The sequence below is a fragment of the Kitasatospora sp. NPDC001603 genome (genome assembly GCF_040298365.1).
Taxonomy (GTDB): Bacteria; Actinomycetota; Actinomycetes; order Streptomycetales; family Streptomycetaceae; genus Kitasatospora.
The window spans coordinates 142614-168549 of sequence record NZ_JBEPAA010000005.1 but is presented as its reverse complement, the minus strand read 5'-3'; the positions used below and the strand labels follow the sequence as shown (position 1 = coordinate 168549).

The window sequence follows — 25936 nt, the reverse complement described above, 5'->3', positions numbered from 1 at the left end:
CCCCGTCCGGTGCTCCGCCCGCCTGGACGGGTGCCGGACCGGTGGCCGGACCAGGGCCCGGACCGGCGGCCGGAGCCGCCGCGGAGTCCGTCTGCACGTACCAGGACGGGGGAGTGTAGTCGGGCGCGTCGGACCAGTCGTCGTCGTCCTCCGCCGCGTTGTCGCCGACGTAGACGCCGTCCCGATCGCTGCTCACCTAGGGCTCCCTCGTGTTCGCCGCCGCTCGTCGCGGTGCCGTTGCCGCATCAAAGACTAGGCCGTGCACCACCCCCCGTTGAAGGCGGAGTCTCATCTCGCCCGGGGCGCGATCGGGTCCCGGCAGGTCAGTCCATGCGTCGTGCCCCGCCCAGGACCTGCTGCTCGGCCTGCCCGGCGACGGTCCGTACGTACTGGCGGCGCATCCGGGTCGTCCAGAGCGTCATGTCGTCCCCGAGGGTGGGCAGCGCGGCGATGTCCTGCGGGCCGAGCGAGAGCACCCGGCCGATCAGCTCGGCCTCCTGCGGCGAGACCCGCTGCACACCGACCAGGTCGGCGGCGTTCAGCACCCGGGCCGCGTTCGGGCCCAGGTAGGGCAGCAGGGTCAGGGTGGTCTGCCAGGGCGCGGCGGAGAGCCGGCTGCGCGGCGGGCGGGCGCCGAGGTCGCGCACCACGAGCACCGGCGAGGTCACCGAGGCACCCTGCGGGCCGAGCCGGCCGACCTGGTGGACGGTCACGCACGGCTGGCCGCCGCCCGCGGCCTGCGCCATCGGTCCCCACAGCTGCCCGCGCGCGGTCTCGACGGCGATCCGGGCGCCGGTGGCGGCCGCCCGCAACGCGATGACCTGGGCCGTCCAGACGCCGCCGACCAGGACCAGGTCGTAGGCGCTGGGCCGGAAGAGGCCGAGCACGGCGGGCTGCTTCTGGACGTCCTCGCCGATCAGCACGCCGTCGTCGCCGACCGGGAAGGAGAGCGCGCCGAGGTCCTCGGTGGTCAGCACGTGCTTCTCGCGGCGCGGGCCGCGCAGTCCGAAGCCGGGCAGGATCCGCGGCCGGACCCGGGGCTGCTCGGTGGAACCGGGCTGCGGGCCGGGCGTCGGGTAGGTCTGGTACGCCATCAGGAAGCACCTCCCAGGGGCAGGGTGGCGAGCATGCCGGGGGCCTGCTCCAGGTCGAGTCGGGCGAGGCCGAGGCCGGTGCTCTGCGCCCGGGCCTCCACCAGTCGTCCGACCTGGACGACCTCGCTCTCGCTGCGCCCGGTCACCCGGACGTGGCCGCTGATCGCCACCGAACCGCCGGTGCCGTGACCGGCGGTCAGGCTGAAGGTGCTGGCCAGGGCGGGCGAGCCGGTGATCAGGTTGACGAGGTCCGGCGCGGCGATCCGGCCGGAGGCGCCGCCGGGGCGGCTGAGCTGCGGCCACCGGGAGATCCAGTAGGTGCTGTGCCAGCGGTCGTCGATCCGCCAGAAGCGGTTGCTCTCCTGGGTGCGGCGGCCGCTGCCGCCACCGCTGCCGGTCCCCTGGCGGCCGGCCACGGCGAGCGGGTTGGCGCAGGTGGAGATGGCCAGGGCGGCGATCAGCTCGCGCTCGTCCAGCACGGTGGCGTTGAAGCCGGCGCTGTTGAGCCGGCCGGCGAGCTGGTCGGTGACCCGCTGCAGGGCCTTGCGGGCGCCCTCCTCGCCGCCGCCGCGGGCGCGGACGGCGGTGGCCGCGCGCTCCGGGTCGAGCTTGAGCGCCACCCAGGTCAGCCGCAGGCCGGGGGTGGCGGTGCCGTCGGGCAGCTCCTGGTAGGCGCGGGCGGCCAGCGACTGCTCGGGCAGGTGCGGGGCCGGCGCCGGCTGGGTGTGCTGGACGATCTGGACCGACTCCAGCGTGATGTCGTCCACCCGCAGCGCCGAGCAGATCACGTCCAGCGGCAGCGGCAGCGCGGTGCGCACCGGCCGCAGCGGCTGGTCCTTGGCCTGGACGAGCAGCACCGAGCTGAGGAAGGTGCCGTCGCCGACCATGCCGGTCTCCCGGCGCATCGGCCGGCCGCCGAAGTCGGTCTCGGTGGCGTGGGTGCAGGTGCGCAGGGCGGGTTCCAGCTCCAGCGCGGGGGCGATGGCCGGGTCGGTGCCGACCGGCGGGACGTTCGTCCGGGCCTGCTTGCGACGGGCCTTCAGGGCGGCGCGCACCCGCAGCGCCTCGGGGATGGTGCGTCCGCGCAGCGGGATGACCGCGAGGACGACCAGCGCCAGGGCGACGGCGCCGAAGCCGCCGGCCACCGGCTTGCTGATCGTCCAGCCGACCGCCACGAGTGCCACCGCGACCTCGACCAGCACGAGTTGCTGGAGCCTCAGCCGGCCGCCGAGCAGCCCGGGCCTGGGGTGGACGCGGACCGGTACGGGGGCCGTCGGCCCGACGGCGGCCGCGGGTTCGGCGACCTGGCCCCGTTCGGGCCGGGCCCGTCGGCCGGAGCGGCGCGATCCCCTGCCCTCGTCGGTGCTGCGGCGCCCTGGAGCGGTCTGGCTTGGCATCCCCCGAGTGACCCTCTCTGAATCAGTTGTCGCGGCCCGGTTGGCCGGTTCGCGAACCGTACCCGTACCGTACTCACCGTCTGCTGCCGCATCGTAGAGGGTTCGAAGCCGCTCTCGCCCGGCGGGTGCGGACCACGGGGTATGTCGGTCAGACAGGGGAGACGACGAGCATGGCATCACGCCGGGACGAGCTGAACGCCTACACCTTCGCGCGGAAGCGAACGGTCGGCGCGTTCCTGCTGCCCAACGGGGGCGGCAGCGACGAGGACGCGCCGCGGCCGGTGAAGGCGATCCTGCCGAGCGTCATCGTGGGCGCTCTGGTGGTCGGCGCGTTCGGGGTCTGGGGGGTGTTCAAGCCGAGCGCCCCGGTGGGCTGGGACAGCGGCAAGAACATCGTGCAGGGCAAGAAGAGCACCACCCGGTACGTGGTGCTGACCGATCCGGACGGCAAGACCAAGCGGCTGCACCAGGTGCTGAACATGTCCTCGGCGCGGCTGGTGCTGCCGGTGGACGCGAAGGTGGTGGTGGTCGCCGACGAGGTGCTCGACAAGTACCCGAGCCACGGCCCGACCATCGGCATCCCGAACGCGCCGGACCGGCTGCCGACCAAGGAGAACGCGAGCAAGCCGATGAAGTGGTCCGTCTGCGACAGTCCCGGTCCGGACGACAAGCAGGAGACGGCCAATCAGGCGCTGTTCCTCGCGGGCGGTGCCGACGCCAAGACGCTGGCCGCCAAGGACCGGGTGCTGGACACCGACCAGGCGCTGCTGGTGAAGGAGATCGACGACCAGCAGGTCGCCGCGCAGCCCGGCCCGGGCCAACCGCCGATCGACCAGAGCAAGTTGAACCTCTACCTGATCGACTCGCAGGGCCGCAAGCACGCCATCGGGGGGACGCAGACCTCCGAGAGCGACAAGAAGCAGCTGATGGCGGCGATCTTCGGGGCGAGCGCGAAGCCGCAGCCGGTGAAGAGGGAGTGGATGGACACCCTGGTCACCGGCTCGGTGATCCAGTTCCCCAAGATCGACGGGCTGGTCCCGGACGTCAAGGGCCCCAACTCCTCGGTGGCGCTGCAGAAGCCGGAGGACCGCAAGATCGGCCGGCTGGTCCGGTACGGCGACCGGAACTTCGTGGTGGGCAAGGACCAGCTGTTCGTGGTCACCCAGCTCCAGGCCGAGCTGATCCGGCAGAACCCCGCGTGGCAGGGGCTCTACAACCAGGACGCCGACCGGACGCCGCGGATCGACGAGCTGATGCCGGCCGACTACGCCGCCTTCAACTCCAGCACCCCGCTGAAGGACGCCGACGACTGGCCGACCAGGACGGGGGCGCCGGCCAACAACTGGCAGGCGGCGAAGGACGCGAAGCCGGTGATCTGCAGCACGTTCGACGGGATGGCCGAGGACGGCAAGACGCCGCGGCGCAGCGTCTGGGCCGGCCCGGACTTCCCGGCGAAGCACAGCAGCGGCGTCGGTTCGGCCTATGTGACCCCCGGTCAGGGCCTCTTCTACCGCGCGCTGGACGGCGGGGCGGGCGGCTCCGGCAGCGACTACCTGATCACCGAGACCGGGCTGCGCTACGCCGTCCCCGCCAACACCACCGGCGGCAAGGGGGCGCAGGCCGCGCCGTCCGCCCAGCCGGGCAAGCCGGTCCCGACCGTCACCGCGACTCCGACCGTCCAGCCCGGTGACCCGGCCGCCGGGCAGCCGGGTCAGCAGCAGGACGAGGCCGGCGGCAACCAGGCCCGGCTCGGCTACCAGGGCCTGCAGCCGGTGCCGGTGCCGCTGGCCTGGTCGGCCCTGGTGCCGTCCGGTCCGGCGCTGAACGCGAAGACCGCGGCCCAGCAGCAGAACGCCTGACCGGCCCGTTCCGGCAACGGAATTGGCCCCAGTGTCATGGTCTGGTAACTAGCGGTTCCCCGGTGTTGGGCGAGTTGCGTGTGCCGACTACAGTGCTGCTGGACATCACACCGGTGATGCGGCGGACCGGCCGGGAACGGCGGTCCGGACACAATGTCTGTCTCATGGGGGACGGTAGAGCATGGGTCAGTTCAAGACGACCGCTCAGGAGATGCTGGCTTTCGCCAAGCACATGGACGAGGTCATCGGCCAGATCGAGGGCGAGATTCGCAAGCTCGACAGCCTGGTGGGTTCGATCGCCGGCGGTTGGCAGGGTCAGGCGGCCACGGCCTACAAGACCCTTCAGGGCCAGTTCAACGAGGACGCGGTCGAGCTCAACAAGTCGCTGAAGGCGATCAAGAGCGCGATCGAGATCACGACCAAGCAGTACTCGGCGACCGACGCGGACCAGCAGGCGGCGTTCGGCGCCGGCAAGATCTGATCCCCTCTCTGCCAGGTCATTCACCGGCGGCCCCTGGTGAGGGAGCGCGTCGGTTCCTCGACAAGGAGACATCGTGTCCGACCACATTCTCGTCAACTTCGAAACTGTCCGGAACGCCGGCAGCGAGGTTCGCGCCACCGCCAACCGCATCAACTCCCAGCTTGAGGAGCTGAAGGCGGGCGTGACCAAGATCGCCTCCAGCTGGGAGGGTGCCGCTCAGCAGGGCTACCAGGCCCACCAGGCGAAGTGGGACTCCCGCGCCAGCCACCTGCAGCAGGTGCTGTCCCAGATCGCCGGCTCGCTGGACAAGGCGGCCGAGAGCTACAACAGCACCGAGAACAACAACGCCAAGCTCTGGGGCTGACGGATCCCGCCCCCGGTCGTGGGGGCGATCGATTCCGCCGAAGGGGCGGGTGCCCGGTCCGGGCACCCGCCCCTGGCGCGCAACACGGGTGGACGACAAGAGGGGTGGCAGGGTGTCCGTAGTCAGGTACCGGAAGGCGGCCGCGACGGTGGCCGCGCTCGCGGTGCTCGGCGGCCCGCTGGCCGCCCCGGCCCACGCGGACGGGCCCGGCATCGCCGCCGCCGGTGACTGCGCCAAGGACGCCCAGAACGTGCAGGCCGTGCCGTGGTCGTTGCAGCGCATGGTGCTCGACGAGCTCTGGCAGGGCGGCACCGTCACCGGTGCGGGGGTGACCGTCGCGGTCATCGACACCGGGGTCAACGACCAGAACCCCCAGCTGGCCAACCGGGTGGTCGACGGCGGCTCGCTGTTGAAGGACAAGGACAAGAAGAAGGTCGAGGGCACCGGCAAGGACGACCTCGTCGGCCACGGCACCAAGGTCGCGGGCATCATCGCGGCCGGCCACTACGACCAGACCGGCTTCGTCGGCATCGCCCCGGACGCCGGCATCCTGTCGATCCGGCAGAACGACGCCGAGGGCAACGGTGACGTCTACACCCTGGTCGAGGCGATCTACATCGCGATCCAGCGGGGCGTCAAGGTCATCAACATCTCGCAGGACGTGCGCGGCGCCGGCAACGCCGACTTCGGCGGCTACGCGGAGCTGAAGGCCGCCGTCGAGGCCGCCGAGGCCAAGGACATCGTGGTGGTCGCCTCCTCCGGCAACGACGGCAAGGAGGGCGACACCTACCCCGCCGCGTTCCCGACCGTGCTCGCCGTCGGAGCCTCCGACCGCAACAACGAGCGCGCCCCGTTCTCCCAGTACGGCGACTTCGTGGACGTCGTCGCGCCCGGCGTCGACATGCTCTCCACCGTCCCCCGGGGCGGCCAGTGCGTGGACAACGGCACCAGCTTCGCCGCGCCCTACGTCGCCGGCCTGGCCGCGCTGCTGCTCGGCGCCCACCCCAAGTGGAAGCCGGCGCAGGTGCGCGCCCGGATCGAGCAGACCGCGCAGCGCACCGGGCACGAGGCGAACGCGTACATCGGCTGGGGCGTGGTGGACCCGGTGAAGGCCGTCACCAAGGCACCCGAGGACCCGCCGTACAAGGCGAAGCCGGACGAGCCCGTCCAGCTGGCCGCCGCCCCGATCGTGCCGCAGCCGCTCGGCCTCGGCGAGACCCAGGCCGACCGCGACGGCCGCACCGCGACCTACGTCCTGGGCGTCGGCGCCCTGCTCGTCGCGCTGCTCATCGGCGGCGGCGTGGTGCTCCGCGACCACCGCCGGCGCCCCACGGACTGATCCGGAGCCTTCTCCCCGGCCGCGAGCCTGCGCCGGCCGGTCGGCCCGCGTCCGACCGGCCGACCCCGGGGCGGCCGGCGCGTGCGCAACGGCGGTGGGCGGCCCCGGCGGGGGCGGGGGGGCCCCCCCCCCCCCCCCGCGCCCCCCCCCCCCCCCGCCCGGTTCCGGGCGCCTGCTCCGGAGCGGAAACCCGACGGACGGGCAAGCCCCCGCAGGAAAGGCGGCCCTCGCGCATGGACACCCGCGGACCGGCCCGGCGGCCCCGGCCGCCCGCAGTCAGGCGGCCCCGGGTCCGCACACCGCCGGCCCGGCCGTCGCCGAAGGGCGACGGCGTCCCGCCGGGCCTGCGGAAGGCCGCCGGCTACACCTGGCGGCTGCTGCTGATCGGCGTGGCCGCCTACCTGGTCGTCATGCTGCTGGCCCGCCTCGAACTGCCGGTCGTCGCGGTCTTCCTGGCGCTGGTCATCACCTCCGTGCTGCGGCCCGCCGTCGACCTGCTGGCCCGGGCACTCCCCCGCCCGCTCGCCGTCCTGCTGGCCTTCCTGGTGGCGATCGCCCTGGTCACCGGCGTCCTGACACTGGTCGGCACGACCGTCGCCGGCGAGTGGAGCCGGCTGAACACCGAGCTGCACGGCGGTCTGGCCCGGCTCGACGACTGGCTCTCCGGCGCCCCCTTCCACCTGCGGCAGGGCGCCGTCACCGACTTCCGGGCGAAACTCGGCGACTTCGTCGACGCCCACCGCTCGACGCTGATCAGTGCCGCCATCAGCAGCGCCGGCCGGGTCGTCGAACTGGTCACCGCGGCCGCCCTCGCGGTGTTCTGCTCCGTGTTCTTCCTGCACTCCGGCGACCGGATGTGGGCCTGGGCGGAGCGCCAGCTACCCGTCCGCGCCCGGCCCGTGTGGGGCCGGGCGGGCCGCACCGCGTGGCGCACCTTCGCCGGGTACACCCGGGGCGTCCTGATCGTCGCGGCGACCAACGCCGTCCTGGTCGGCATCGCCCTGACCGTGCTGCAGGTGCCGCTGGCACTGCCGCTGGTCGTCCTGGAGTTCGTCGCCGCCCTCGTCCCGCTGATCGGCTCCCCGATCGCGCTGGCCGTCGCCGCACTGGTCGCGCTGGCCGCGCGCGGCCCGGTGGTGGCCCTGCTGGTGCTCGGGCTGATCGTGGTGATCGGCCAGATCGAGGGCCATCTGCTGCATCCGCTGGTGCTGGGCTGGTCGGTGCGGATCCATCCGGTGGTGATCGCCCTGTCGGTGACGGGCGGCGCCGTGCTGGGCGGGGTGCTGGGCGCGGTGGTCGCGGTACCGGCGGTGTCGGTGGCCTGGGCGGTGATCAGCGAGCTCCGGGCCCCAGGGCCGACGCCCCCGGAACCCGACCACCCGCCACCCCGCCATTGAGGCCCGGCAGCGGCCGGCCGACGCCGTCGGCCGCGCCGCCGGACCGCGTCAGCCCGCCGGGCTGTCGGCCGGGGCGTCGGCCCAGGAGGCCGGGATGCGCAGCGCGTCGTGGCTCGGCGAACCGGGTTCGGCGGACCGGACGACGAGCTGCTGGTCGGTGTCGGTGGTGCTGGCGAGGGTGTCCCAGTCGAGGGTGAGCTCGCCGACCTCGGGGTGGTGCAGCACCTTCGTGCCGACGCCGCGGACGGCGACGTGGCGGGCGGCCCACCAGGTGGCGGGGCCGGGCACCCGGGTGCCCGGTCCCGCCACCGGTCGGAGGAGCTGCCCGGGCGGAGGCCGCTAGCTGGCCGACGCCCGGAAGGCGTCCAGCGCCGCGTCGAGCGCCCGGTCGGCGGGTACGGCGACGTCGGGGACGACCCCGACGCCCTCCCAGTTGGTGCCGGTCACCGGGCTGATGGTCCGGGCGGTCGGCACCGTCACCATGATGTGCTCGGTGACCGGGTACCGGTCCGTGGGGTGGGCGCCGCCCCGCGTGGTCTCGCCGATCAGGGTGGCCCGGCCGTGCGCCTGGAGGGTGTAGGCGACGTCCTCGCCCCCGGAGAAGGTGACGGCGCTGGTGAGCACGTACACCGGGCGGTCGAGGTAGCGGGGCGCGGGCAGGTGGGCGGACGTCCAGAACTGCCGCGTCGCCCCGGAGGCGCGGTCGTAGATGTCGTTGAGGTGGACCTGGTCGTCGGGGAAGAAGTAGCTGCACCACATGGCGGCCCCCTCGGGCGCGCCGCCGCGGCACGCGCGGAGGTCCAGGACGAGGGCGCGGCTGCCGGCGGCCAGTTGCAGCGCGGCGCCGACCACGGCCGCGCCGCCCTCGGCGTCCGGTATGAGGCGGACGTCGATGTACGCGACGCCGTCGTCCAACTGCTCGACCCGGCGCACGCCCTGGTTCGCGGCCCGGAGCATCGCGAGGAACGCGGCCCGCCCGGCGTCCTCGTCCGCCGGCTCCAGCGACTGGGGCTCGTCCACCCAGAGCAGCCGCAGGTGCTTGTCCGGGCAGACCTCCTGGAGGTCGGCGGTCACCGCCTCGCACAGCGCCGGCCCGTCCAGGCCGTCGTACGCACCGGCCTGGAGCCGACGCCGGATCGCGGCGTCGATGGACTCGGTCTTCTCGGCGAAGACGTACCCGGTGGCGATCCGCCCCAGGGCCTGCTCGATGATCTGTTCGTTGTTAGGCATCGCGGGCGATGCTAGAGCCTGGCCGGGACATGATCAACAGCTTTTCGCCGGTGCGGGACACCGGCCGGTTCCGCCCGACCGCCCGTCGGACGGCCTCGCCCCGCGCCTCCCGTCCCGGTCCGCCGGGCCCGGCAGGTCAGTCGCGGTAGGCCGCCGTGGCGAGCTGGACGAACGAGCGGATCAGCGGGTTCGCGTCGCCCTCCCGCCAGGCCGCCACCACCCGGCTCGGCGCCATGTCGGCCAGCGGGACCACGGCCAGCTCCCCGGGCGGCCGGTGGCCGAGCGGCGCCATGCCGACGGTGCCGTTCCAGAGCACGGCCTGCAGGCACTCCTGGACGGCGCGCACCACGGGGCCCTCGCGCGGCTCGCCGCCGTTCCAGTACGAGCGCCAGAGGGGGTCGGTGCCGTCCGGGAACTGGAACCAGCGCCGGCCGGCCAGGTCGGCCAGCTCCAGGCGGTCGCGCCGCGCCAGCGGATCGTCGGCGCGCAGCACCGCGCCCACCCGGTCCGCGCGCAGCTCGTGCACCGCCAGGCCGGCGCCGTCGAAGGGGCCGCGGGTCAGCGCGACGTCGACCAGTCCGGCGCGCAGTCCGCAGGTCGGATCGGTCAGGTCGGTCTCGCGGATCCGGATCTCGACCTCCGGGTGCCGCCGGCCGTAGGTGGCGGCCAGCCGCCGCGCTCCCCGGTCGAAGCTGTCGGCGAGGATGCCGACGGTGATGGTCGCGGCGCCCGACGCCGCGGCCACCCGCAGCCGGATCTGCTCGGCCCGGTCGAGCAGCGTCCGCGCCTCGTCCAGGAGCACGGCGCCGGCCGGGGCGAGCGAGACGCCCGCGGCGGAGCGGTACAGCAGCACGGCGCCGAGGTCGGTCTCCAGCTGCTTGATCGCCCGGCTCAGCGGCGGCTGGCTCATGTGCAGTCGGGCGGCGGCCCGGCCGAAATGGAGTTCCTCGGCGACGGCGACGAAGTAGCGCAGCGTGCGTAGCTCCATGGTGCAACGATACCGGCGCGGTATCGGCGGCCCGGAACGGGTCTTGGACGGCCGCCGCGCCCCGGCGGTGGAATCGGGGCATGACGAACGAACCGAGGACCGGCGAACGGCCGGCGGAGCCCGTGGTGTCGGTGGTCGGCCCGGGCGAGGGCGAGACGATCCTCCTGGGCAGTACCCGGATGCGCATCCTGGAGGACGGCAGCACCACCGGGCACCGGCTCGGGATCGCCGAGTCCGTGCTCGCGCCGCACACCCCCGGACCGCCGCAGCACCGTCACTCCCAGCACGACGAGGGCTTCTACGTCGTCTCCGGCACGGTGCGGTTCACCGTCGGGGAGCGGGAGCACGACGCGACGCCGGGCACCCTGGTGATGGTCCCGCCCGGCGCCCCGCACACCTTCGCCAATCCGACCGACCAACCGGCCGTCATGCTCAGCACGTTCACGCCGGACCTCTACGTGCAGTACTTCCGCGACCTCCAGGACATGATCGCCGGCGGCGGGGCGCCGACCCCGCGGGCCCACCTCGGGGTGATGAGCCGCTACGCCACCGAGCCCGCGACCGACCTCGCCTGACCGCCGGGCGGGCGCCGGCCGTGACCCCGCGGGCGCCCGCCCCCACCACGCACACACTTCCGGAGGGGAACCGTGAACACCGCCTACTGGGCCGCCGCCGGCCTGCTCGCCCTCTTCTACCTCTACGGGGGCGGGCTGAAGCTGCTCCGGAGCCGGGAGCGGCTCCGCCCGATGATGGCGTGGGTGGACAGCACGCCGATGGCGGCCGTCCGGGCCATCGGGGCGGTCGAGGTGCTCGGCGCGGTCGGGCTGGTCCTGCCCCCGCTGACCGGGGTCGCGCCGTGGCTGGGCCTGGCCGCGGCCGTCGGGTTCGTGCTCCTGCAGACCGCCGCCACCGCCGTGCACCTGCGCCTCGGCGACCGCCGGGTCGCGCTCAACCTCACGCTCCTGGCCGTCGCGGCGGTGACCGCCTTCCTGGCGACGACCTGGCGGTGAGCGCCGGCACGCGCCCGGGCCGTCCGACCCGGCGGACCCGCGGCCGCTACGGCGTGGCCGACGGGCTGCCGGGAGCGGCCGTCCGGCCCGGGCGCATGCCGGCCTTGAGGTCGCTCATCGCCGCCCGCGCCACCTGGTCCACGGGGTCCTTCTCGCCGAAGCCGTAGTCGACCGCGCCGTCCCGGTTGCCCGCCGCGGCGAACAGCCAGCGCGGCCCGTACTTCGTCGCACCCAGCCAGACCTCGAAGTCCTCCCCCGCGTAGGAGAACCGGACGGTGTCGGTGCCGTTCACCACCACGATCGAGCCGTCCAGTCGGTCGGCGAGTTCGTGCAGCGGTGTACGCCCCGGCACCTGGGTGCTCTCCGACTGGACGGCGAGCACCGAGGACAGCGGCCCGGTGATGACGGGCCCGTCCTGGGTGGTGAACCGGAAGCCGGGCTGCCCCGCGATGTCGATCGACCCGCCCTCCATCGAGCTGCCGAAGGCGAACGGACCGACCGCGAAGGTGCCCGGCTTCACCCCGTGCCAGCCGTCCGACAGCAGCACTGCCACCACCTCGTTCGCATTGACGTGCAGGCCCATGACGGATGTCCCTTCTCGGTGGCGCGCCCGGTTCCGCCCGGCCGCGCCGACGGCCCGGCCAGGTCCTGCACCTGGCCGTCGTTCTCGAACCGCTCGGATCGATCACCTCGATCCTCGGCCACGTGATCCGGCTCTGTCTCGCACATCGGCCGGTGGGCACCCTCGTGGCGCCCACCGGAGGCCGGGGCGGTCGGGAAGGCGTCGTACCGCCGCGTCCGGCGGGCGGGGCAGCGCGGAGATGTCGGGACGGCCCCTGCACCGCCCGTCCGGACCGGCACCGGGCGCAGTAGGGTGGAAGGTTCCCGACCGCGCAGTCCGACGGGGGTGGCGATCGTGCAACACGCCGAACGAGACCTGATGACCCTGGGCGAGACCATCGAGCCGCTCGCCGAGATCGCCCCGGCCTCCGTCGCGACCCGGGCCCGTGCCCTGGTGGCCGCGCACGCCCTGGACGAGGCCGACTGCCGGCTGCTGCTGGAGGCCCTGGGGCTGGCGGCCGAGCCGGCCGGCCCCGGTACGCGCACCTGCGTGCGCTGCGGGCGCGCGTACGAGCACCCCGGCGTCCGGCGGCGGGACAGCTTCTGCTCCGGCCACTGCTACCGGGAGGCCGGCGGGGCCCCGGGCGAAGCCGCGGCCCCTGCCCCGCAGGGCGGGACAACCGGGGACGCCGATGGTCGGGCGCCCCGTACGTACTCTGCCCCGACGGCCTCACCGCCGAGCTGAACGGCGCGGCCGACCCGGAGCGCCTCACCGCTCTCCTCAAGCGGTACAGGGCCCTGAAACGGTAGTGCCGTGACGGCGGGAGACGGAGAGACCGCCGGCCCCGATCGGGTGGCGCGGCGGTGTCTTAGAGGAGCCGCGCGGTCAGGCGAGGGCCGCGCGGTCAGGCGAGGGCCGCGCGGGCCAACGCGCACAGCCCGTCCCGGTCGTCCATCACCTCCGCCGGGACGCTGTAGTACGCCCGCACCACCACCTCGCGGCCCGCCGCGTGGTAGGTGAACGGCGTGCACCCCGCCTCCTGGTAGGAGGGGCGGGACGCGCCGTCGACACGGAGGTAGAGGGTGTCCATCACCATCGCGAACTGGCTGCCGCGGCTGCGCAGTGCCCAGCCGCCGAAGTAGCGGTGGAGGGTGACCTCGCCGAGCGGCGCCAGCTGGTCGGCGACGTGCTCGGCGAGGCTGCGGGAACCGCTCACGCGGGGAGGAAGAACCCGGTGATGTCGGCGAGCCGGCCGTCGCGGTGGAGCGCGGTGCTCACGCCCGCCATGGCGGGCTCGCCCTGCTCGCCGAGCTGGGTCCACCGGGCGAGCGAGCGGTCGTGGTGTTCGAGCACCTCGTCGATGCGGAACCGGTGACCGGGGAAGGCCCCGGCGAACCCGGCCATGTAGCCGGCCAGCCCGGCCAGGCCGGCGACCTCGGTGCCCGGGTCCCGGTAGGCGACGTCCTCGACCGCCACCTCGCCGAGCGCGGCGAGCCGCTCGCCGGCGTCCGCCGACCAGCACGCGGCGTAGTCCGTCCAGAGCTGCTGTGAGTCACTCATCGCTGTCCGTCTCTCTCGTGGCCGATCGACGCCATCGCGCCGTCGGTGATCGTGCGCAGTTTGGTGACGGGGGTCGCGGCCCGGACCAGTACCAGCAGGCCCTGGTAGAGCGCCAGCAGCTGGGCCGCCGACACCTCGACGTCGAGGTCCGCGGACGACAGGCCCAGCGCCCGGGCGCGCGTCAGGGCCTCGGCGAAGCCCGACTCGATCGTCTCCAGCCCCCGGTGGACCGCGTCGGCGGCCTGCGGGACGGTGAAGCACTCCACGGCGGTGTTGGTCAGCAGGCACCCCGGGTCGGGATCGGGGCCGGTCTCGAACGTCGAGGTGAAGAACGACCGGATACCCGCCACCGGGTCCGCCGGCTCCAGGAGGTGCTCCCGGACCCGGCCCCGCACCACCTGGTCGTTGTAGGCGTCCAGCGCCGCGCGGAACAGGCCGTCCTTGTTCTCGAACACCCGGTACAGGCTGCCCGGATGCAGCCCGGTCGCCTCCTCGATGTCCCGCACCGAGGCCCCCTGGTAGCCGCGGCGACGGAACAGCCCCATCGCACGGGCCAGGACCTCGCCCCGGTCCCAGAGCTGCTTGCGCCCCACCCGCGACCCCCTTAGTTGAACGATCGCTCACAAAAATAGCACGCCGCCGCCCGGGGCCGCGCCGCCGTCGAGCACCGGGGCCGGGCCGCTCTCGCCCTCGCCCTCGCCGGACGGACTCGCCCGCGCTCGCCGAGGTCCAGGTGTTGCTCGCCGCCCGTCCCCCGGGCTAGGCGCCGGTCAGCCGGGACCGCGCGGTGTTGCGGATGCGCCTGGTCCGGCCGCCCTCGGCGAGGACGGCCAGGGCGATCACCGCCGAGGACTCCTCGGCGGTGCGCAGCTGGAGCCAGTCGGAGGCGGCGAGCAGGGCGTCCGCCTCCCACGGTTCGTCCAGCGTCACGGCCCGCAGCAGCGTCCACTCCCGCAGCCGCCGGGCGGCGGAGGCGTCCGCCGCCACCGGGCCGGTCATCGCCAGGCACCAGGCCGGGTAGCCCGGGTCCGTGAGCAGTTCGGCGGCCCGGCGGCCGAGGTACTCGCGGACAGCGTCGCTCGCCGTCGCCGGGTCCGGCCCGGTGAGCACCCGGGTGACAAGGGCGGCCGCGTCCTCCGGGGAGACCTCCGCGAAGGCCCTGCGACAGTCCGCCGACCGTGCGTGCCCGGCGGTGTCCCGGTCCTGCCCGCCGCCCGGTGCCGCGTCGCCCATGCTGCTGCCCCTTTCGGCCGGCGCCGGACGCACCGGCCCGGCGCCCACGGCGAGCGGGCCCGCCGCACCCACGACCGTCGCGGACGCCCGCCCCCGTACGCCTCGACTCGTACGTACCCGCGCCGACCGGGTCGAACCCGCAGGGCGCCCCGGTCGGCGGGGGGGTGGGCCGGGCGAATGGCGGTGGAGGCCGCTGACCCGGAGTGATCCGGATGACGGCGGGTAGTCGCAGGGCATGCTGACCCTGGGTGTGGAAGAGGAATACCTGCTGCTCGACCCGGAGACCGGTCTGCCCCTGGCCCGCGCGGCCCAGGTGCGCCGGGCCGCCGGGCTCCACCCGGCGCTCGCCGACGGGGAGGTCCAGCACGAACTGCTCCAGGCCCAGCTGGAGATCGCCACCCCGGTCTGCCATGCGCTCGACGAGGCCGGCGGCCACCTGCTGCGGATGCGCCACGCCCTCGGCCAGGCCGCCCGCGAGGAGGGCTGCCTCCTCACCGCCTGCGCGGCGGCGCCGTTCGCCGACACCGACCGCCTCCCCGTCCCGGTGACCCCGACGGCCCGCTACCGGGCCATGCACGCCCAGGCCCGGCGCCTCACCGACGAACAGCTGATCGCCGGGATGCACGTCCACCTCGGCATACCCGACCGGGCGACCGGCGTCACCCTGCTGAACCGGCTGCGGCCGTGGCTGCCGCTGCTGATCGCGCTCTCCGCCAACTCGCCCCTGTGGCACGGCGCCGACACCGGCTTCGCGTCCTGGCGCACCGTGGTCTTCGGGCGCTGGCCGGTCAGCGGACCGCCCCCGTCCTTCCGTGACACCCACGACTACGACCGCCGCACCTCGGACCTCGTCGGGGAGGGGCTCATCCGTGACAGCGGACAGCTCTACTGGCACATCAGGCTCTCCGAGCGGTACCCCACCGTCGAGGTCCGCGCCATGGACGTCCAGCTCCGCCCGGACGAGGCGGTGATGCTCGCGGGCCTCCTCCGCGCCCTCGCCACCCGGCTGCTCGACGACGACCGGGCGCGGCCGCCCGTGCCCGCCGTCACCCCCGAAGTGCTCGCGGCAGCCGTCTGGCACAGCGCCCGGCACGGCTGCACCGGAACGGTCCTCGACCCGCTCTCCGGGCACCTCGCGCCCGCCGCGCGCGCGGTGGCCGCGCTGCTGGACTACCTGGACCCGGTGCTGACCGCCACCGACGACGAGCGCCACGTCACGCCGGTGCTGGAACGGCTGCTCCGCGAGGGCAACGGGGCCGTGCGGCAGCGGCGCACGCTGCGCCGCCGCGGCAGGGCGGAGTTCGTCGCGACGATCGCCGACGAGACCACGGGGGCCTGAGCGAGACCACCGGGGCCTGAGCGAGACCACCGGGGCCCGAGCGGGACCTCCGGGGCCCGAGCGCCGATCAGTGCCGCCGGCCCGGCGTGTCGCCCGCGCCGGGCCGGGTAGCCGAGCCGGTGGGAGGAACCGCCCGTCCGGCGCCGGGTACCTCCCCCGCGCAGGGCGCCGCCGAGCGGAGGTGACTCCGATGGACGCGAAGCGGACGGCCCGCCGGGTGCTCCACGACTACGGCGAGACCTATGCCCACCAGGCCGGCATCCGCCTGGCCGACACCCCGGCACCGCTGTACCAGGTGCTGGTGCTCTGCGTCCTGTGCGCGGCCCCGATCCGGACCGAGACGGCGGTCGCCGCCGCCCGCGAGCTGTTCGCGGCCGGGCTGCGGACGCCCCGGGCGATGGCGCGTGCCACGTGGCAGGACCGGGTGGACGCGCTGGGCCGCGCCCACTACCGCAGGTACGACGAGAGCACGGCCACGGCTCTCGGCGACGGCGCGGAGCTCGTCCTCGACCGCTGGCACGGGGATCTGCGGGCGCTGCGCCGGGAGGCCGGCGGAGACGTCCAACGGCTGCGGGGGCTGCTGCGGGAGGTGCCCAGGATCGGCCCGACCGCCGCCGACATCTTCTGCCGCGAGACCCAGGGCGTCTGGCCGGAACTCCGGCCCTTCTTCGACACGCGGGCCCGGCGGAGCGCCTCCGCACTGGGCCTCCCCCGCAGCCCCGGGGCACTGGCCGGCCTCGTCGCGCCGCGGGACCTCGTCCGGCTCGCGGACGGCCTGGTGCGTGCCGGCCGCGCGCCGGGGGCGGTGGAGCGGCTGCGGGCCGGCTGAGCGGCACCCGGCCCCGCGTCAGGGCCGCCGGGGGCCGGGCGGGGCCGGCACCTCGGCCCACACCGTCTTCCCGTCACGCTCCGGCCGGTACCCCCAGGCACGGGCGAGCCGGTCGACCACCCGCAGCCCGTGCCCGCCGGGCGCGCCCCGGTCGGCGGGCGCGCGCAGCCGTGGCGGCTCCCGGCCGGCGTCGCCGACCTCGATCCGCAGCCGGCTGCCGTCCCAGGCGAGGCGCAGCTCGTACGGGCCTCCGGGGGCGTGCACGCACGCGTTGGTGACCAGTTCGGAGACCATCAGCACGACGTCCTCGGCCGCGGCCAGCTGTTCGTCGTCGGCCGCCGGCAGCCACTGCCAGTCGGTCAGTGCGCGGCGGCAGAAGTCGCGGGAGCGCGGTACGGCGCCGGCTCGCTCCGCCAGGAACAGCCGCCTGGTCTGCTGCGCACGGGGTTCGGTGGTGTGGTCGATCGTCCTCATCGCCTCTTCGGCCTCTGCGTCGAGCGGGCAGCTGGGGGGACCGGCGCCGGCGGTCGGCCCGGTCGGTACGGCCGCGGTGTCGTCCATGACCCGCGCCTGCCCCGCTCCGTGGCCGCTACACGGGCCCCGCGCCGGTTGCCCGGAACGGACGGTGATCGCACCGCGGGGTGCCGCCGCCGGCTCGGCGGCGGCACCCCGCGGGCGGCGGAGGTCAGCCCGCCCGGGCGATCTTCGCGTTGACCTTGATGACGTCCTTCTCCTTCAACGTGCCGAAGCCCCCGACGGCGCCCTGCTGGAGGACCAGGCACATGCTGGATCCGCCGTAGCTGAAGTAGCCGAGCTCCTGGCCCTTGCGCACGGTGTCCCCCTGCGTCACGGAGAGGGTGACGGAGGAGATCTCGGTGATCCCGATGGGCACCACGCAGACCATGCCGATCTTCGGATCGTCGGCCTCGATGAACACCAGGCCGCGGGTGTTCACCGAGGACTGGTAGCCCTGCGAGTGCGTCCCGGCGGTCTTGTCCTGGCCCGCGCTCTCGGCGTTGCTGAACATCAGGGCGGAGACGACCTCGGCACCGCGGACGGTGCCGGAGACCGGCGCGTGCCAGCGGTGGTAGTCGGCGCCGGAGAGGAAGGACTGCAGCACGTGGCCGTTGACGAACCGCTCGGCGTACGGGCTGCCGGCCATCATGTCGGCCAGCGAGTACGGCTGCCCCTTGAGCCAGAACCGGTCGTACTCCCGGACGAGGTGGGCGATCTTCCAGACGGTGCCGTCGTTGGCCGAGACGATCGCCTTGGGGTCCGGGTCGACCGGGCGCAGGTCCGGCCGGATCCTGCGGTGGAAGTAGTCGTTGTAGGAGGTGAAGCCCCAGTGCGGCTCGGTGCGGTCGATCTCGAAGTCGTCGAGGTCGAACTCCTTGACGGCCTCCGGGGACAGCCAGCCCTCAGGTCCCTCGTTCAGGACGCGGCAGCTGTCGGCGGAGTCCAGGTAGCCGCACCAGTCCTTCAGGACCTTCTGGAGCGCGCTGTTGAACTTCTCGTTGCGGAACACCGCCTGGCCGGCCGGCGTCATCATCATGTAGACGAAGAGCGCCGACATCGGGAAGGCGATCCGCTGCCTGGGGTCCGGGTCGTACCTGGGCACGTCGTGGATGATCCGGGTCAGGGCCCGGAGCAACTGGTCGACGGTGCGGACGCGGTTGTGCGGCGGCTGCACCTGCTCCATCATCTGGATCACGTACATCCGGACGATCGCGTCGTTCCTGAGCAGCGTCCGGAGGTCCAGCACCGCGCCGGCCGGCTCGGTCGGGCCGTCGGCGAGCCGGGCGACGAACTCCGACTGCCACCTGTCGACGGCCTCCCGGCTCTCCGGGAGGTAGCCCGCGAGGCGCGGGAAACTGCTCTCGTACTGGGCGTCGAGGTGGTCTTCGAGGTCGGTCACGAGGTCTCCTTGGTCGGTGACGGCCCCACGGCGAGGAGGTCGCCCGGCCCGTGGGCCTCCCCGGCTGGATGAACGTCGACGCGGGGAAGGGCGGGTTCTCCGGCGCGGACAGGCGAACGCGGAGACGGGTTCGAAGATCACACCGCACACCGCCCCCGGCGACCGCCGACGGGTGCTCAGGCCGGGTGCCACGAAGGAGCCTTCGGTGCGGGCCGGTGCCACGGCCGAAGGTTCGTCACACGTGCTCCCGGTGCGGTGTGCGGGGACTTCACCACCCGGCCGGCTGGGGAGACCGGCCACGGGACCGCCCGAGCAGGGGAGTTCGGGTGCCCGCGGAGTCATCATGGCGGGGGGAGGCCACCGGCCGGTCGCCGACACGCCAGCACGTGGACGAACCAATCAGCCGCGGTAAGGCCCGTACCGGGTACGGCCCGTTTCGGGCAGCCGGCGGCCCTCCCGGGACGGCCGGCCCCGAGCGCCCGGCGGCACAGCTGCCGACCCGCCCGGCGGACCGCACCCCCGGGTCCGCTCGGCGACCCCGCGGTCACCTTCCGGCACCGTCGCCGGAATCAGCCCGCGTAGATCTGGCTTCTCACGCCCGGTCGCGGTTCACTGGGAGTCACCAGGGCAGGAACGGAGGCCCGGCCATGGGATGTCCCCACACACTCGGGTTCCACACCGAGGTCCGCGAGCGCTACGCCGCCGCCGGGGCGGAAGTCACCCGGCTGGTCCGGGCGGTGCCCGAGGACCGGTGGACGGCGCCCACCCCCTGCCACGACTGGGACGTGCGCACCCTGCTGAACCACCTCACGGCCCAGCACCTGTGGGTCGGCCAGGCGGTCGCCGGCTACACCCCGGCGCAGATCGGCCACCGGTTCGAGGGCGACGTCCTGGGCCGCAACCCGGTCGGGGTCTGGACGATGGCCCTCGGCAGCGCCGTCCGCGCCCTCGACCGGCCGGGCGCGCCGGACCAGTTGGCGCACGTACCGTACGGGCTGCGCGATGTCGGCGGCTACGCCCGCGAGCTGACCGCCGAGACCGTCGTGCACGGCTGGGACCTCGCCCGGGCGCTGGGCCGGGACGGCCGGATACCCGAGGCTGCGGCCCGGTACGCACTCGCCGAGTTCCGGAGCTGCCACGATCTCGCCGGCACCGGGCAGTTCGCCCCCGCCCGCAGCCCGGCACCTGGCGCCGACGCCCAGGACCAGCTGATCGCCCTCACCGGGCGGGACCCGGCCTGGTCGGCCCAGCGGCTCTGACCGGGGGCGCCGGCCTTCGGAGGCCGGGGGTGCGGAGCAGGGCGTCGGACCGGCCGGCGTCCCACTCCGCGCAGCTCAGCCCTGCGGGACCGCGCAGCCGTCCGGTCCGCACACCTCTCCCGCCTCGGCGCCGGCCGTCGGCAGGAGGACGACCCGGCTCTCCCAGGCCTGCTCCAGCGCGGCGGTGAAGGTCGCCGGCGGCTGCGCGCCGGACACCCCCAGCCGGCGGTCGAAGACGAAGAACGGCACTCCGGTGGCGCCCATCGCCGTCGCCGTCGCCTCGTCCTCGCGCACGGCCTCCGCGTACGCGTCGGGGTCGGCCAGCACGCGGGCCGCCTCCCCGGCGTCCAGCCCGGCCTCGACGGCCAGCTCCACCAGGCGGCCCGGGGCGAAGGCGGAGCGCTCGTCGGCGAAGTTCGCCCGGTACAGCAGGTCCAGCAGTCGGGCCTGGCGACCGTGCTCCTCGGCGAAGTGCAGCATGCGGTGCATGTCGAAGGAGTTCGCCGCGTCGCGCCCCTCGGTGCGGTAGTCCAGCCCCTCCTCGCGGGCACTGGCGGCGATGCGCTGCTCGGCCGCCTCGGCCTGGTCCAGCCCGAGGCCGTACTTGGCGGCGATCAGCGGGACCACCGGGCGCGCCTCGGCGGGCGACCGGGAGTCGAGTTCGAAGGAGCGGTGGACGATCTCCACGTCCTGCCGGTGGGGGAACCGTTCGAGGGCCTTCTCGAACCGTGCCTTGCCGATGTAGCACCACGGGCAGTTGATGTCGCTCCAGATCTCGACGCGCACGGCGCTGCTCCTGTCCTCAGCCGGGCGGGTCCTTCCCGCACCGCCCGACCTCCAACATGCGTGATGAGGTAAATATTTCCCGCAGTGAAATGTTCACCCCGGCGCCCGCAGGCCAGTAGGCCCGCGACCGTGTCGGCGGCCCGGTCGGCCGCCCCGGTGGGGCCCGCCGTAGGGTGCTGGACAGCCGGCCGTGCCCGACGGCCCGACCCCGGGAGCATCCCGCCATGAACCTGCCCTCCACCGGCCGTCGCGTGCTGGTCAGCGGGGCCTCCCGGGGCCTGGGCCGCGCGGTGGCCCAGGCCTTCGCCGCCAACGGCGACCGGGTGGCCGTGCACTACGGCACCCGTGCGGACGACGCCGCCGAGACGCTCGCCTCGCTCGACGGCTCGGGCCACGCGCTCGTCCACGGTGACCTCGCCGACCCGGCGGAGGCCGCCCGGGTCGCCGACGCGGCGGTGCGGGCGCTGGGCGGCATCGACGTGCTGGTGAACAACGCGGCCGTCAATCTGCGCCACCCGCTGCCCGGGACGCCGTACGATGAGTGGGTCGACAGCTGGCAGCGGCACGTCTCGGTCAACCTGCTCGGCACGGCCTACCTGAGCCACCGGGCCGCCCACGCGATGATCGAGCGGGGCGGCGGCGGACGCATCGTCAACGTCGGCTCCCGGGGCGCCTTCCGGGGCGAGCCGGACCACCCGGCGTACGGGGCGACGAAGGCCGCCGTGCACGCCCTGGGGCAGTCGCTCGCCGTCTCCCTCGCCCCGCACGGCATCGCCGTCGCCTCCGTCGCCCCGGGCTTCTTCGAGACGGAGCGGGTGGCCCCGCGGCTGAACGGCCCGGAGGGGGAGGCGATCCGCGCGCAGAGCCCGTTCGGCCGGGTCGCCACCGCCGCCGAGGTCGCGGCCGCGGTGCTCTGGCTCGCCTCCCCCGCCGCCGAGTGGTCCTCCGGCACCATCCTCGACCTCAACGGGGCCTCCCACCTGCGGACCTGACCGGTCCGCCGGCGCCCGCCCGGCCGCATCCCGGGCCAAAACCTTCCGCAGGCGCGGGAGTTCGGCATGCCGGGCGCGGGATCGGGTCGGCAGGGCCGCCGTCAGCAGGCCGCCGACCGGTCCCGCCCCCGGCGCGGCCGCCGGAGCGCCCGGGAACAGATCCGCACACGACGGAACCGTTGCCCCGCGCCCGAGCGGGCAGAAGGGCCCCGATGCCCGGGCCGACCCGGCGCGGGCCCGTCGAGGAGGTCCAGCGATGCGGTGGCCGACGAACGGTCGACGGCACGAACCCGAGAGACGGCACACGGAACGGAGCGACGAATCCGACGAACAGCGCACGGAAGGGACGGAAGGGACCGAGCGGAAGACGGCGGCGCCCCGCCGCACGCCGGACGCCCGGTCGCGACCCCGCAGGGTCCCCTGGTACGTCGGTCTGCCGGTCACCCTGGCGGCGATCCTCGCGGTCTTCCTGGCCGCCGCCAAGCTGGACCTGCTGCCCGGACTGCCCAATCCCTTCGCCGAGCGCCAGATCGACCGGAGCCAGCCCGCCGTCCTCAAGTCCATCCAGGACATGAGCCGTTACACCGCGGCCGGCGGCAACTTCCAGGTCATCGTCGACCTGGACCAGGACGCGAAGTTCCTCCCGTCCCAGATCCTCGGCAAACGCACCCTGTACGTGGCCGCGGGCACCGTCGACGCGTACGTGGACCTGGGCGAGCTGGCGAACGGCGCGGTGACGGTCTCCGACGACCGGCGCTCGGCCACCGTCACGCTGCCGCACGCCCGCCTCGCGGACCCGGCGCTGGACGTGAAGCGCTCCTACGTGTTCTCCCAGCAGCGCGGGCTCTTCGACCGGCTCGGGGACTTCTTCTCCGGCAACCCCGGTGACCAGCAGAAGCTGGAGATCCTGGCCACCGACAAGATCAAGGCGGCCGCCGAGCAGACCGCGCTCACCGCGACGGCGGAGAAGAACACCCGGGCGATGCTGCAGAACCTGCTCACCTCGCTCGGCTTCACCACCGTGACCGTCACCGTCGTCCGCTGACGTCGGGCCGGCCGGGGCTTTCGGGGTCGCCGCCGAAAGCCCCGGCCGGCCGGTCAGACGGTGGCCAGGCCCAGGCCGTGGAAGGTCACCCGGTAGGGGCCGATGTCCTCCGCCTCGCTGCCCAGCAGCAGGTCACCGGGGGTGGCGACGCCCGCCGCGCGCGCGGTCGCCACGAGGGTCCCGGCCAGGGCCCGGCCGTCCGGCTCCCCCGGGCCTCCCGCGTCGAGGCGCCACCTGGGTTCGTGGTCGTCCGCCCAGGTCTCCCGTGTGCCGGGGTGCTCGGCGACGGTGCCCCAGCCCGCCGCGGCCGGGTCGGCGTCGTGCTCGGCGAAGGACGCCAGCATCAGCCGGCTGTCCGCGTCGATGTCGAACAGGCGCGGCGCCCCGCCGCCCGTCCGGCCGTAGAGCCGCATGACCTTGGCGATGCCGAGCGCGGCGAACTCGGCCGGCAGCGTGGTGAGGAACGCGGCGAGCGCTCGGTCACCGTCTCCCAACTCCGCGCCGACCAGCGGCCGGGCAGGCTCATCCCGGCGGTGGACGGGGCCCGGCGGGTGCCGAGGAAGCCGCCGATGGCGTTCTCCTCACCGTGGCCGAGGCCGAGGTACCAGTCCTCCAGCGGAGCGGTGGGCCGCAGGACGAGCTCCGGCCCCCGGCGGCCCGCCCGCAGTTCGAGCGTGTCGTGCGGACCGCGCCACCGCAGGAACGGCGCGCCCCAGGCCGGGGTCGGGCCGTAGTAGGGCCCCAGCGAGCCGTACGAACCGATCACCGACGCCTCGCCGAGTTCGTCGGTCAGTTCGGTCCGCGCCCGGCCGAAGGCCAGCACGTGGCCGGCGGCGTCGGGGCCGCCCCGTCCGGCCGGCACGGCCAGTTCGAGATGGGCCCGCCCCTCGGCGTAGCGGCGCTCGGACGGCCCGACCGGGCGCAGCCGCGGTCCGTCGGGTGACGCCCCGTCGGCGGGGCCGGCCCGGCGCAGGCCGAGGCCGTCGACGAGGGCCCGGGCGCCGTCCTCGGTCCAGCCGCCGGTCCGCGCCGCGAGGAGCCGGCGGGCCAGGCCGGCGAGCGGTTCGTCCACGGGAGTGAAGTGTTCTTCGAGCACGGGGAGATTCTGCCCCAGCGGGGCGGCGGGCCGGCCCGCCGCCCGGCCCCCTCGGACGGGTCAGGCCGCTCGGAGCGGCTCGGGCAGCGGGAAGCTCCGGCGCATCAGGGCGTCGAAGGCCGCGTCGGGAAGCAGCCGCTTGGCGAGCATGGTGGAGCGGGCCAGGGCGCCGACGGCGTAGCGGGCGCGGGGGCGCGCGGCGGTGGCGGCCCGGACCACGACCCGGGTGGCGGCCTCGGCGGGCACGGCGCCGTTGCGGCGGGTGAAGGTGCGGCCGCCGTACATCTCCGCGAGGCGGCTGCGGAACCCCGCGTACGGGTCGGCCGGGTCGGCCTCGCCGTGCATGGTGGCCACCGCCGTCGCGGCGAACCCGGTGATGGTCGGGCCGGGCTGGACGACCACCACCTCGACGCCGAAGGGGGCGACCTCCAGGCGCAGCGAGTCGCTGATCGCCTCCACCGCGTGCTTGCTGGCGTGGTAGAAGGCGCCGCCGGGCGGGGAGAAGCGGCCGGCCATGGAGGAGATGTTGACGATGCGTCCGCGCCCGGCGCGGCGCATGCCGGGCAGGACCAGCTGGGCCATCCGCACCAGCCCGAAGACGTTGGTGTCGAACTGGGCGCGGATCTCCTCCCGGCCGGCGGTCTCGACCGGCAGGTGGAGGCCGTACGCGGCGTTGTTGACCAGCAGGTCGACCTGGCCGTGCGCGGCCTCGACGGCGGCGACCGCGGCGGCCATCGAGGCCTCGTCGGTGACGTCGAGCGCCAGCGTGGTGATGCCCAGGCCGGCGAGGTCGGCGAGGGTCTCGGGGCGCCGGGCGGTGGCGTGGACCCGGTGGCCGAGCCGGTGGAGGGCGAGCGCGGTCTCCCGGCCGAGGCCGGAGGAGCAGCCGGTGATCAGCACGGTCCGTGCGGCGTCGGTCATGGCGAGACCTTTCGGTGCAGGAGGTCCCAGACGGCGGCTTCGGCGCGGTCGAGGTCCTCGGCGGGGAGGGTGTGCAGGCCGCCCGGGCGGCGGAGCTTGACGAGGCCGGTGAAGGCCCCGAGCGCGAGGGCGACGAGCTGGGCGGCGTCGCCTTCGCGGATCTCGCCGGCCCGCTGGCCGCGTTCGATGAAGTCGGCGGCGACGCGGTCGATCTCCTCGGCGAGGGCGCGGCTCTCGGGGGCGAGGAAGGTGTCGTGCTGCTGGTGTTCGAGGAAGACGAAGGCGTCCGGGTACGCGCCGGCGTAGCGGGTGAAGCCGCGCCAGAAGCGGCCGAACTCCGCCCGGATGCCACCGGCCGGTCCCCCTTCGGCGAGCGCGCCGGCGAGGTGGTCGAGCAGGGCGCGCTTGGCGTGCTGGAAGGCCGCGTTGCCGAGCGCCTCCTTGCTGGGGAAGTAGCGGTAGATGCTGCCCACGCCCACTCCGGCGCGCTGGGCGACGGCGGGCATCTGGGTGCCCTCGTAGGTGCGTTCGGCGAAGAGCGCGAGGGCGGTGTCGATCAGCAGGCGGTCGAGGTCGGGCTTCCTGGGTGCCACGGAATGAATATTCATTCCTCTCCTGGGCCCTGTCAATCCCCTCCCCCGCCCGCTCGGCCCCGTCCCCGCCCGACGAGACCCCGGCCCCGGAACCTTCCTAAGCTGGAACGGCTCTGCTGGACTACCGCTGGAAGGTGGGATCGACCGTGCAGCCGACCGAGATCAACGAGGTCCTGAACCGGCCGCTCAGCCAGGAGCTCCTGGCCCGGGCGCTGACCCGGCTGGCCTATGTCGCCAAGGACGGCACGCCCCGGGTCGTACCGATCGGGTACGCCTGGAACGGCTCGGAGATCGTGATGTGCACGGTCAAGAACGCCCCGAAGCTGGCGTCCCTGCGCCGGAACCCGGCGGTGGCGCTGACCATGGACACCGAGGCGCACCCGCCGAAGATCCTGCTCGTCCGCGGCCGGGCCGAGCTCGACGTCGTCGAGGGCATCCCGGACGAGTACCTGCGCGGGAACGGCGCCTACGAGATGACGCCCGAGCAGCGGGCCGCGTGGGAGGCCGAGGTCCGCTCGCTCTACGACGGCATGGTGCGGATCGTCGTCACCCCGACCTGGGCGAAGCTGATCGACTTCGAGACGACCCTGCCGAGCGCGGTGGAGGAGCTGATCCGCCGGCGGGACGAGCGCGACCGGACCTGACCC

30 protein-coding genes and 1 pseudogene are annotated in these 25936 nt (G+C 74.6%); 14 read left to right on the top strand and 17 right to left on the bottom strand.

The features are described 5' to 3' along the window. Positions 1-323: 323 nt before the first annotated feature. Positions 324-1094, bottom strand: coding sequence for a hypothetical protein (locus ABT263_RS05840; RefSeq protein WP_329487705.1), 771 nt, complete (start codon positions 1092-1094; stop codon positions 324-326). Continuing rightward, positions 1094-2491 (bottom strand): type VII secretion protein EccE, encoded by a 1398-nt coding sequence (gene eccE / locus ABT263_RS05835; protein WP_352288000.1) that lies wholly within the window; start codon positions 2489-2491, stop codon positions 1094-1096. Before eccE ends, ABT263_RS05840 begins: the two co-directional genes overlap by 1 nt. Before the next feature lie 170 nt (positions 2492-2661). On the opposite strand from eccE, the gene eccB reads away from it, so the two are divergent. The 5 genes from eccB (at position 2662) to ABT263_RS05810 (ending at position 7931) form a co-directional block, all read left to right on the top strand. Then, positions 2662-4350 carry a type VII secretion protein EccB gene (eccB, locus tag ABT263_RS05830; RefSeq protein WP_352287997.1) on the top strand — a complete coding sequence of 563 codons (1689 nt, stop codon included), beginning with the start codon at positions 2662-2664 and terminating at the stop codon, positions 4348-4350. 181 nt (positions 4351-4531) lie between these two features. Beyond that, positions 4532-4831, top strand: a complete 300-nt coding sequence (locus ABT263_RS05825) for a WXG100 family type VII secretion target (protein WP_329487702.1) — start codon at positions 4532-4534, stop codon at positions 4829-4831. 73 nt (positions 4832-4904) lie between these two features. Further along, a complete protein-coding gene (locus tag ABT263_RS05820; protein WP_329487701.1) occupies positions 4905-5195 on the top strand; it encodes a WXG100 family type VII secretion target in 291 nt (96 codons plus the stop codon). 112 nt (positions 5196-5307) lie between these two features. Continuing rightward, on the top strand, positions 5308-6534 hold the full coding sequence (gene mycP / locus ABT263_RS05815; protein ID WP_329487700.1) for a type VII secretion-associated serine protease mycosin: 1227 nt from the start codon (positions 5308-5310) through the stop codon (positions 6532-6534). Between the two features lie 233 nt (positions 6535-6767). After that, positions 6768-7931 carry an AI-2E family transporter gene (locus ABT263_RS05810; RefSeq protein ID WP_352287994.1) on the top strand — a complete coding sequence of 388 codons (1164 nt, stop codon included), beginning with the start codon at positions 6768-6770 and terminating at the stop codon, positions 7929-7931. Positions 7932-7979: 48 nt separating this feature from the next. On the opposite strand, the pseudogene ABT263_RS05805 reads toward ABT263_RS05810, so the two are convergent. The 3 genes and pseudogenes from ABT263_RS05805 to ABT263_RS05795 all read right to left on the bottom strand — a co-directional run. Next, positions 7980-8216, bottom strand: a pseudogene (locus ABT263_RS05805) (MmyB family transcriptional regulator); the annotation flags it as partial. Positions 8217-8270: 54 nt separating this feature from the next. After that, complete coding sequence (locus tag ABT263_RS05800; RefSeq protein ID WP_352287988.1) at positions 8271-9161, bottom strand: S41 family peptidase; 891 nt, start codon at positions 9159-9161, stop codon at positions 8271-8273. Between the two features lie 136 nt (positions 9162-9297). Continuing rightward, positions 9298-10149 carry a LysR family transcriptional regulator gene (locus ABT263_RS05795; protein WP_352287986.1) on the bottom strand — a complete coding sequence of 284 codons (852 nt, stop codon included), beginning with the start codon at positions 10147-10149 and terminating at the stop codon, positions 9298-9300. 80 nt (positions 10150-10229) lie between these two features. Here ABT263_RS05795 and ABT263_RS05790 point away from each other — a divergent pair, with 80 nt between their 5' ends. Together ABT263_RS05790 and ABT263_RS05785 are read left to right on the top strand one after the other, a co-directional pair. Continuing rightward, on the top strand, positions 10230-10724 hold the full coding sequence (locus tag ABT263_RS05790) for a cupin domain-containing protein (RefSeq protein WP_352287983.1): 495 nt from the start codon (positions 10230-10232) through the stop codon (positions 10722-10724). Positions 10725-10796: 72 nt separating this feature from the next. Then, on the top strand, positions 10797-11159 hold the full coding sequence (locus tag ABT263_RS05785) for a DoxX family protein (protein WP_352287981.1): 363 nt from the start codon (positions 10797-10799) through the stop codon (positions 11157-11159). A gap of 46 nt (positions 11160-11205) precedes the next feature. Here the strand turns inward: ABT263_RS05785 and ABT263_RS05780 are convergent, their stop codons facing one another. Further along, positions 11206-11742: a hypothetical protein gene (locus ABT263_RS05780; RefSeq protein WP_352287979.1), complete on the bottom strand. Its 537-nt coding sequence runs from the start codon at positions 11740-11742 to the stop codon at positions 11206-11208. Between the two features lie 324 nt (positions 11743-12066). Here ABT263_RS05780 and ABT263_RS05775 point away from each other — a divergent pair, with 324 nt between their 5' ends. Then, positions 12067-12465 carry a hypothetical protein gene (locus tag ABT263_RS05775; RefSeq protein WP_352287976.1) on the top strand — a complete coding sequence of 133 codons (399 nt, stop codon included), beginning with the start codon at positions 12067-12069 and terminating at the stop codon, positions 12463-12465. Positions 12466-12625: 160 nt separating this feature from the next. Here the strand turns inward: ABT263_RS05775 and ABT263_RS05770 are convergent, their stop codons facing one another. The 4 genes from ABT263_RS05770 to ABT263_RS05755 all read right to left on the bottom strand — a co-directional run bounded on the left by ABT263_RS05770 (position 12626) and on the right by ABT263_RS05755 (position 14514). Then, the gene (locus ABT263_RS05770) at positions 12626-12937 is read right to left on the bottom strand and encodes a TfoX/Sxy family protein (RefSeq protein WP_352287974.1); all 312 of its coding nucleotides are present in this window, start codon (positions 12935-12937) and stop codon (positions 12626-12628) included. Continuing rightward, positions 12934-13281 carry a nuclear transport factor 2 family protein gene (locus ABT263_RS05765; protein WP_352287973.1) on the bottom strand — a complete coding sequence of 116 codons (348 nt, stop codon included), beginning with the start codon at positions 13279-13281 and terminating at the stop codon, positions 12934-12936. Before ABT263_RS05765 ends, ABT263_RS05770 begins: the two co-directional genes overlap by 4 nt. After that, positions 13278-13874 (bottom strand): TetR/AcrR family transcriptional regulator, encoded by a 597-nt coding sequence (locus ABT263_RS05760; protein WP_352287971.1) that lies wholly within the window; start codon positions 13872-13874, stop codon positions 13278-13280. The genes ABT263_RS05765 and ABT263_RS05760 overlap by 4 nt, the downstream gene beginning before the upstream one ends. A gap of 166 nt (positions 13875-14040) precedes the next feature. After that, positions 14041-14514 carry a hypothetical protein gene (locus ABT263_RS05755; protein WP_352287969.1) on the bottom strand — a complete coding sequence of 158 codons (474 nt, stop codon included), beginning with the start codon at positions 14512-14514 and terminating at the stop codon, positions 14041-14043. A gap of 235 nt (positions 14515-14749) precedes the next feature. Between ABT263_RS05755 and ABT263_RS05750 the strand changes: the two genes are divergently transcribed. Both ABT263_RS05750 and ABT263_RS05745 read left to right on the top strand, forming a co-directional pair. Further along, the gene (locus ABT263_RS05750; protein WP_352287967.1) at positions 14750-15853 is read left to right on the top strand and encodes a carboxylate-amine ligase; all 1104 of its coding nucleotides are present in this window, start codon (positions 14750-14752) and stop codon (positions 15851-15853) included. 190 nt (positions 15854-16043) lie between these two features. Next, positions 16044-16682 carry an endonuclease gene (locus ABT263_RS05745; protein ID WP_352287965.1) on the top strand — a complete coding sequence of 213 codons (639 nt, stop codon included), beginning with the start codon at positions 16044-16046 and terminating at the stop codon, positions 16680-16682. An 18-nt stretch (positions 16683-16700) separates the two neighbouring features. Here ABT263_RS05745 and ABT263_RS05740 read toward each other — a convergent pair whose 3' ends face one another. Together ABT263_RS05740 and ABT263_RS05735 are read right to left on the bottom strand one after the other, a co-directional pair. Further along, complete coding sequence (locus ABT263_RS05740; RefSeq protein WP_352287964.1) at positions 16701-17243, bottom strand: ATP-binding protein; 543 nt, start codon at positions 17241-17243, stop codon at positions 16701-16703. Positions 17244-17367: 124 nt separating this feature from the next. Then, positions 17368-18597 (bottom strand): phophatidylserine decarboxylase associated domain-containing protein, encoded by a 1230-nt coding sequence (locus ABT263_RS05735; protein ID WP_352287962.1) that lies wholly within the window; start codon positions 18595-18597, stop codon positions 17368-17370. Between the two features lie 647 nt (positions 18598-19244). Between ABT263_RS05735 and ABT263_RS05730 the strand changes: the two genes are divergently transcribed. Beyond that, positions 19245-19856 carry a TIGR03086 family metal-binding protein gene (locus ABT263_RS05730; protein WP_352287960.1) on the top strand — a complete coding sequence of 204 codons (612 nt, stop codon included), beginning with the start codon at positions 19245-19247 and terminating at the stop codon, positions 19854-19856. A 75-nt stretch (positions 19857-19931) separates the two neighbouring features. On the opposite strand, the gene ABT263_RS05725 is transcribed toward ABT263_RS05730, so the two are convergent. Then, positions 19932-20642, bottom strand: coding sequence for a DsbA family oxidoreductase (locus ABT263_RS05725; RefSeq protein WP_329485665.1), 711 nt, complete (start codon positions 20640-20642; stop codon positions 19932-19934). Between the two features lie 224 nt (positions 20643-20866). Between ABT263_RS05725 and ABT263_RS05720 the strand changes: the two genes are divergently transcribed. Together ABT263_RS05720 and ABT263_RS05715 are read left to right on the top strand one after the other, a co-directional pair. Further along, on the top strand, positions 20867-21634 hold the full coding sequence (locus ABT263_RS05720; protein WP_352287957.1) for an SDR family NAD(P)-dependent oxidoreductase: 768 nt from the start codon (positions 20867-20869) through the stop codon (positions 21632-21634). A gap of 256 nt (positions 21635-21890) precedes the next feature. After that, entirely contained in the window at positions 21891-22679 is a 789-nt protein-coding gene (locus tag ABT263_RS05715) for a DUF4230 domain-containing protein (protein WP_352287955.1), read from the top strand. Between the two features lie 53 nt (positions 22680-22732). On the opposite strand, the gene ABT263_RS05710 is transcribed toward ABT263_RS05715, so the two are convergent. The 4 genes from ABT263_RS05710 to ABT263_RS05695 are packed head-to-tail and all read right to left on the bottom strand — an operon-like array spanning position 22733 to position 25289. Beyond that, a complete protein-coding gene (locus tag ABT263_RS05710) occupies positions 22733-23092 on the bottom strand; it encodes a hypothetical protein (RefSeq protein WP_352287952.1) in 360 nt (119 codons plus the stop codon). Further along, positions 23023-23775 (bottom strand): hypothetical protein, encoded by a 753-nt coding sequence (locus ABT263_RS05705; protein WP_352287950.1) that lies wholly within the window; start codon positions 23773-23775, stop codon positions 23023-23025. Before ABT263_RS05705 ends, ABT263_RS05710 begins: the two co-directional genes overlap by 70 nt. A 60-nt stretch (positions 23776-23835) precedes the next feature. Continuing rightward, complete coding sequence (locus ABT263_RS05700; RefSeq protein ID WP_352287948.1) at positions 23836-24696, bottom strand: SDR family NAD(P)-dependent oxidoreductase; 861 nt, start codon at positions 24694-24696, stop codon at positions 23836-23838. Then, positions 24693-25289, bottom strand: coding sequence for a TetR/AcrR family transcriptional regulator (locus tag ABT263_RS05695; RefSeq protein WP_352287945.1), 597 nt, complete (start codon positions 25287-25289; stop codon positions 24693-24695). The genes ABT263_RS05700 and ABT263_RS05695 overlap by 4 nt, the downstream gene beginning before the upstream one ends. Positions 25290-25435: 146 nt before the next feature. Between ABT263_RS05695 and ABT263_RS05690 the strand changes: the two genes are divergently transcribed. After that, positions 25436-25933 carry a pyridoxamine 5'-phosphate oxidase family protein gene (locus ABT263_RS05690; protein ID WP_352287943.1) on the top strand — a complete coding sequence of 166 codons (498 nt, stop codon included), beginning with the start codon at positions 25436-25438 and terminating at the stop codon, positions 25931-25933. The last annotated feature ends 3 nt before the right edge of the window (positions 25934-25936 follow it).

What these genes read in the sequence shown, in the direction of transcription:
- eccE (WP_352288000.1), bottom strand. Translation starts at nt 2,491, where the DNA reads ATGCCAAGCCAGACCGCTCCAGGGCGCCGCAGCACCGACGAGGGCAGG.
- ABT263_RS05795 (WP_352287986.1), bottom strand. Translation starts at nt 10,149, where the DNA reads ATGGAGCTACGCACGCTGCGCTACTTCGTCGCCGTCGCCGAGGAACTC.
- ABT263_RS05750 (WP_352287967.1), top strand. Translation starts at nt 14,750, where the DNA reads ATGCTGACCCTGGGTGTGGAAGAGGAATACCTGCTGCTCGACCCGGAG.
- ABT263_RS05710 (WP_352287952.1), bottom strand. Translation starts at nt 23,092, where the DNA reads ATGCGGCTCTACGGCCGGACGGGCGGCGGGGCGCCGCGCCTGTTCGAC.
- eccB (WP_352287997.1), top strand. Translation starts at nt 2,662, where the DNA reads ATGGCATCACGCCGGGACGAGCTGAACGCCTACACCTTCGCGCGGAAG.
- ABT263_RS05840 (WP_329487705.1), bottom strand. Translation starts at nt 1,094, where the DNA reads ATGGCGTACCAGACCTACCCGACGCCCGGCCCGCAGCCCGGTTCCACC.
- ABT263_RS05745 (WP_352287965.1), top strand. Translation starts at nt 16,044, where the DNA reads ATGGACGCGAAGCGGACGGCCCGCCGGGTGCTCCACGACTACGGCGAG.
- ABT263_RS05765 (WP_352287973.1), bottom strand. Translation starts at nt 13,281, where the DNA reads ATGAGTGACTCACAGCAGCTCTGGACGGACTACGCCGCGTGCTGGTCG.
- ABT263_RS05720 (WP_352287957.1), top strand. Translation starts at nt 20,867, where the DNA reads ATGAACCTGCCCTCCACCGGCCGTCGCGTGCTGGTCAGCGGGGCCTCC.
- ABT263_RS05825 (WP_329487702.1), top strand. Translation starts at nt 4,532, where the DNA reads ATGGGTCAGTTCAAGACGACCGCTCAGGAGATGCTGGCTTTCGCCAAG.
- ABT263_RS05700 (WP_352287948.1), bottom strand. Translation starts at nt 24,696, where the DNA reads ATGACCGACGCCGCACGGACCGTGCTGATCACCGGCTGCTCCTCCGGC.
- ABT263_RS05810 (WP_352287994.1), top strand. Translation starts at nt 6,768, where the DNA reads ATGGACACCCGCGGACCGGCCCGGCGGCCCCGGCCGCCCGCAGTCAGG.
- ABT263_RS05780 (WP_352287979.1), bottom strand. Translation starts at nt 11,742, where the DNA reads ATGGGCCTGCACGTCAATGCGAACGAGGTGGTGGCAGTGCTGCTGTCG.
- ABT263_RS05800 (WP_352287988.1), bottom strand. Translation starts at nt 9,161, where the DNA reads ATGCCTAACAACGAACAGATCATCGAGCAGGCCCTGGGGCGGATCGCC.
- ABT263_RS05730 (WP_352287960.1), top strand. Translation starts at nt 19,245, where the DNA reads ATGGGATGTCCCCACACACTCGGGTTCCACACCGAGGTCCGCGAGCGC.
- ABT263_RS05715 (WP_352287955.1), top strand. Translation starts at nt 21,891, where the DNA reads ATGCGGTGGCCGACGAACGGTCGACGGCACGAACCCGAGAGACGGCAC.
- ABT263_RS05790 (WP_352287983.1), top strand. Translation starts at nt 10,230, where the DNA reads ATGACGAACGAACCGAGGACCGGCGAACGGCCGGCGGAGCCCGTGGTG.
- ABT263_RS05740 (WP_352287964.1), bottom strand. Translation starts at nt 17,243, where the DNA reads ATGGACGACACCGCGGCCGTACCGACCGGGCCGACCGCCGGCGCCGGT.
- ABT263_RS05755 (WP_352287969.1), bottom strand. Translation starts at nt 14,514, where the DNA reads ATGGGCGACGCGGCACCGGGCGGCGGGCAGGACCGGGACACCGCCGGG.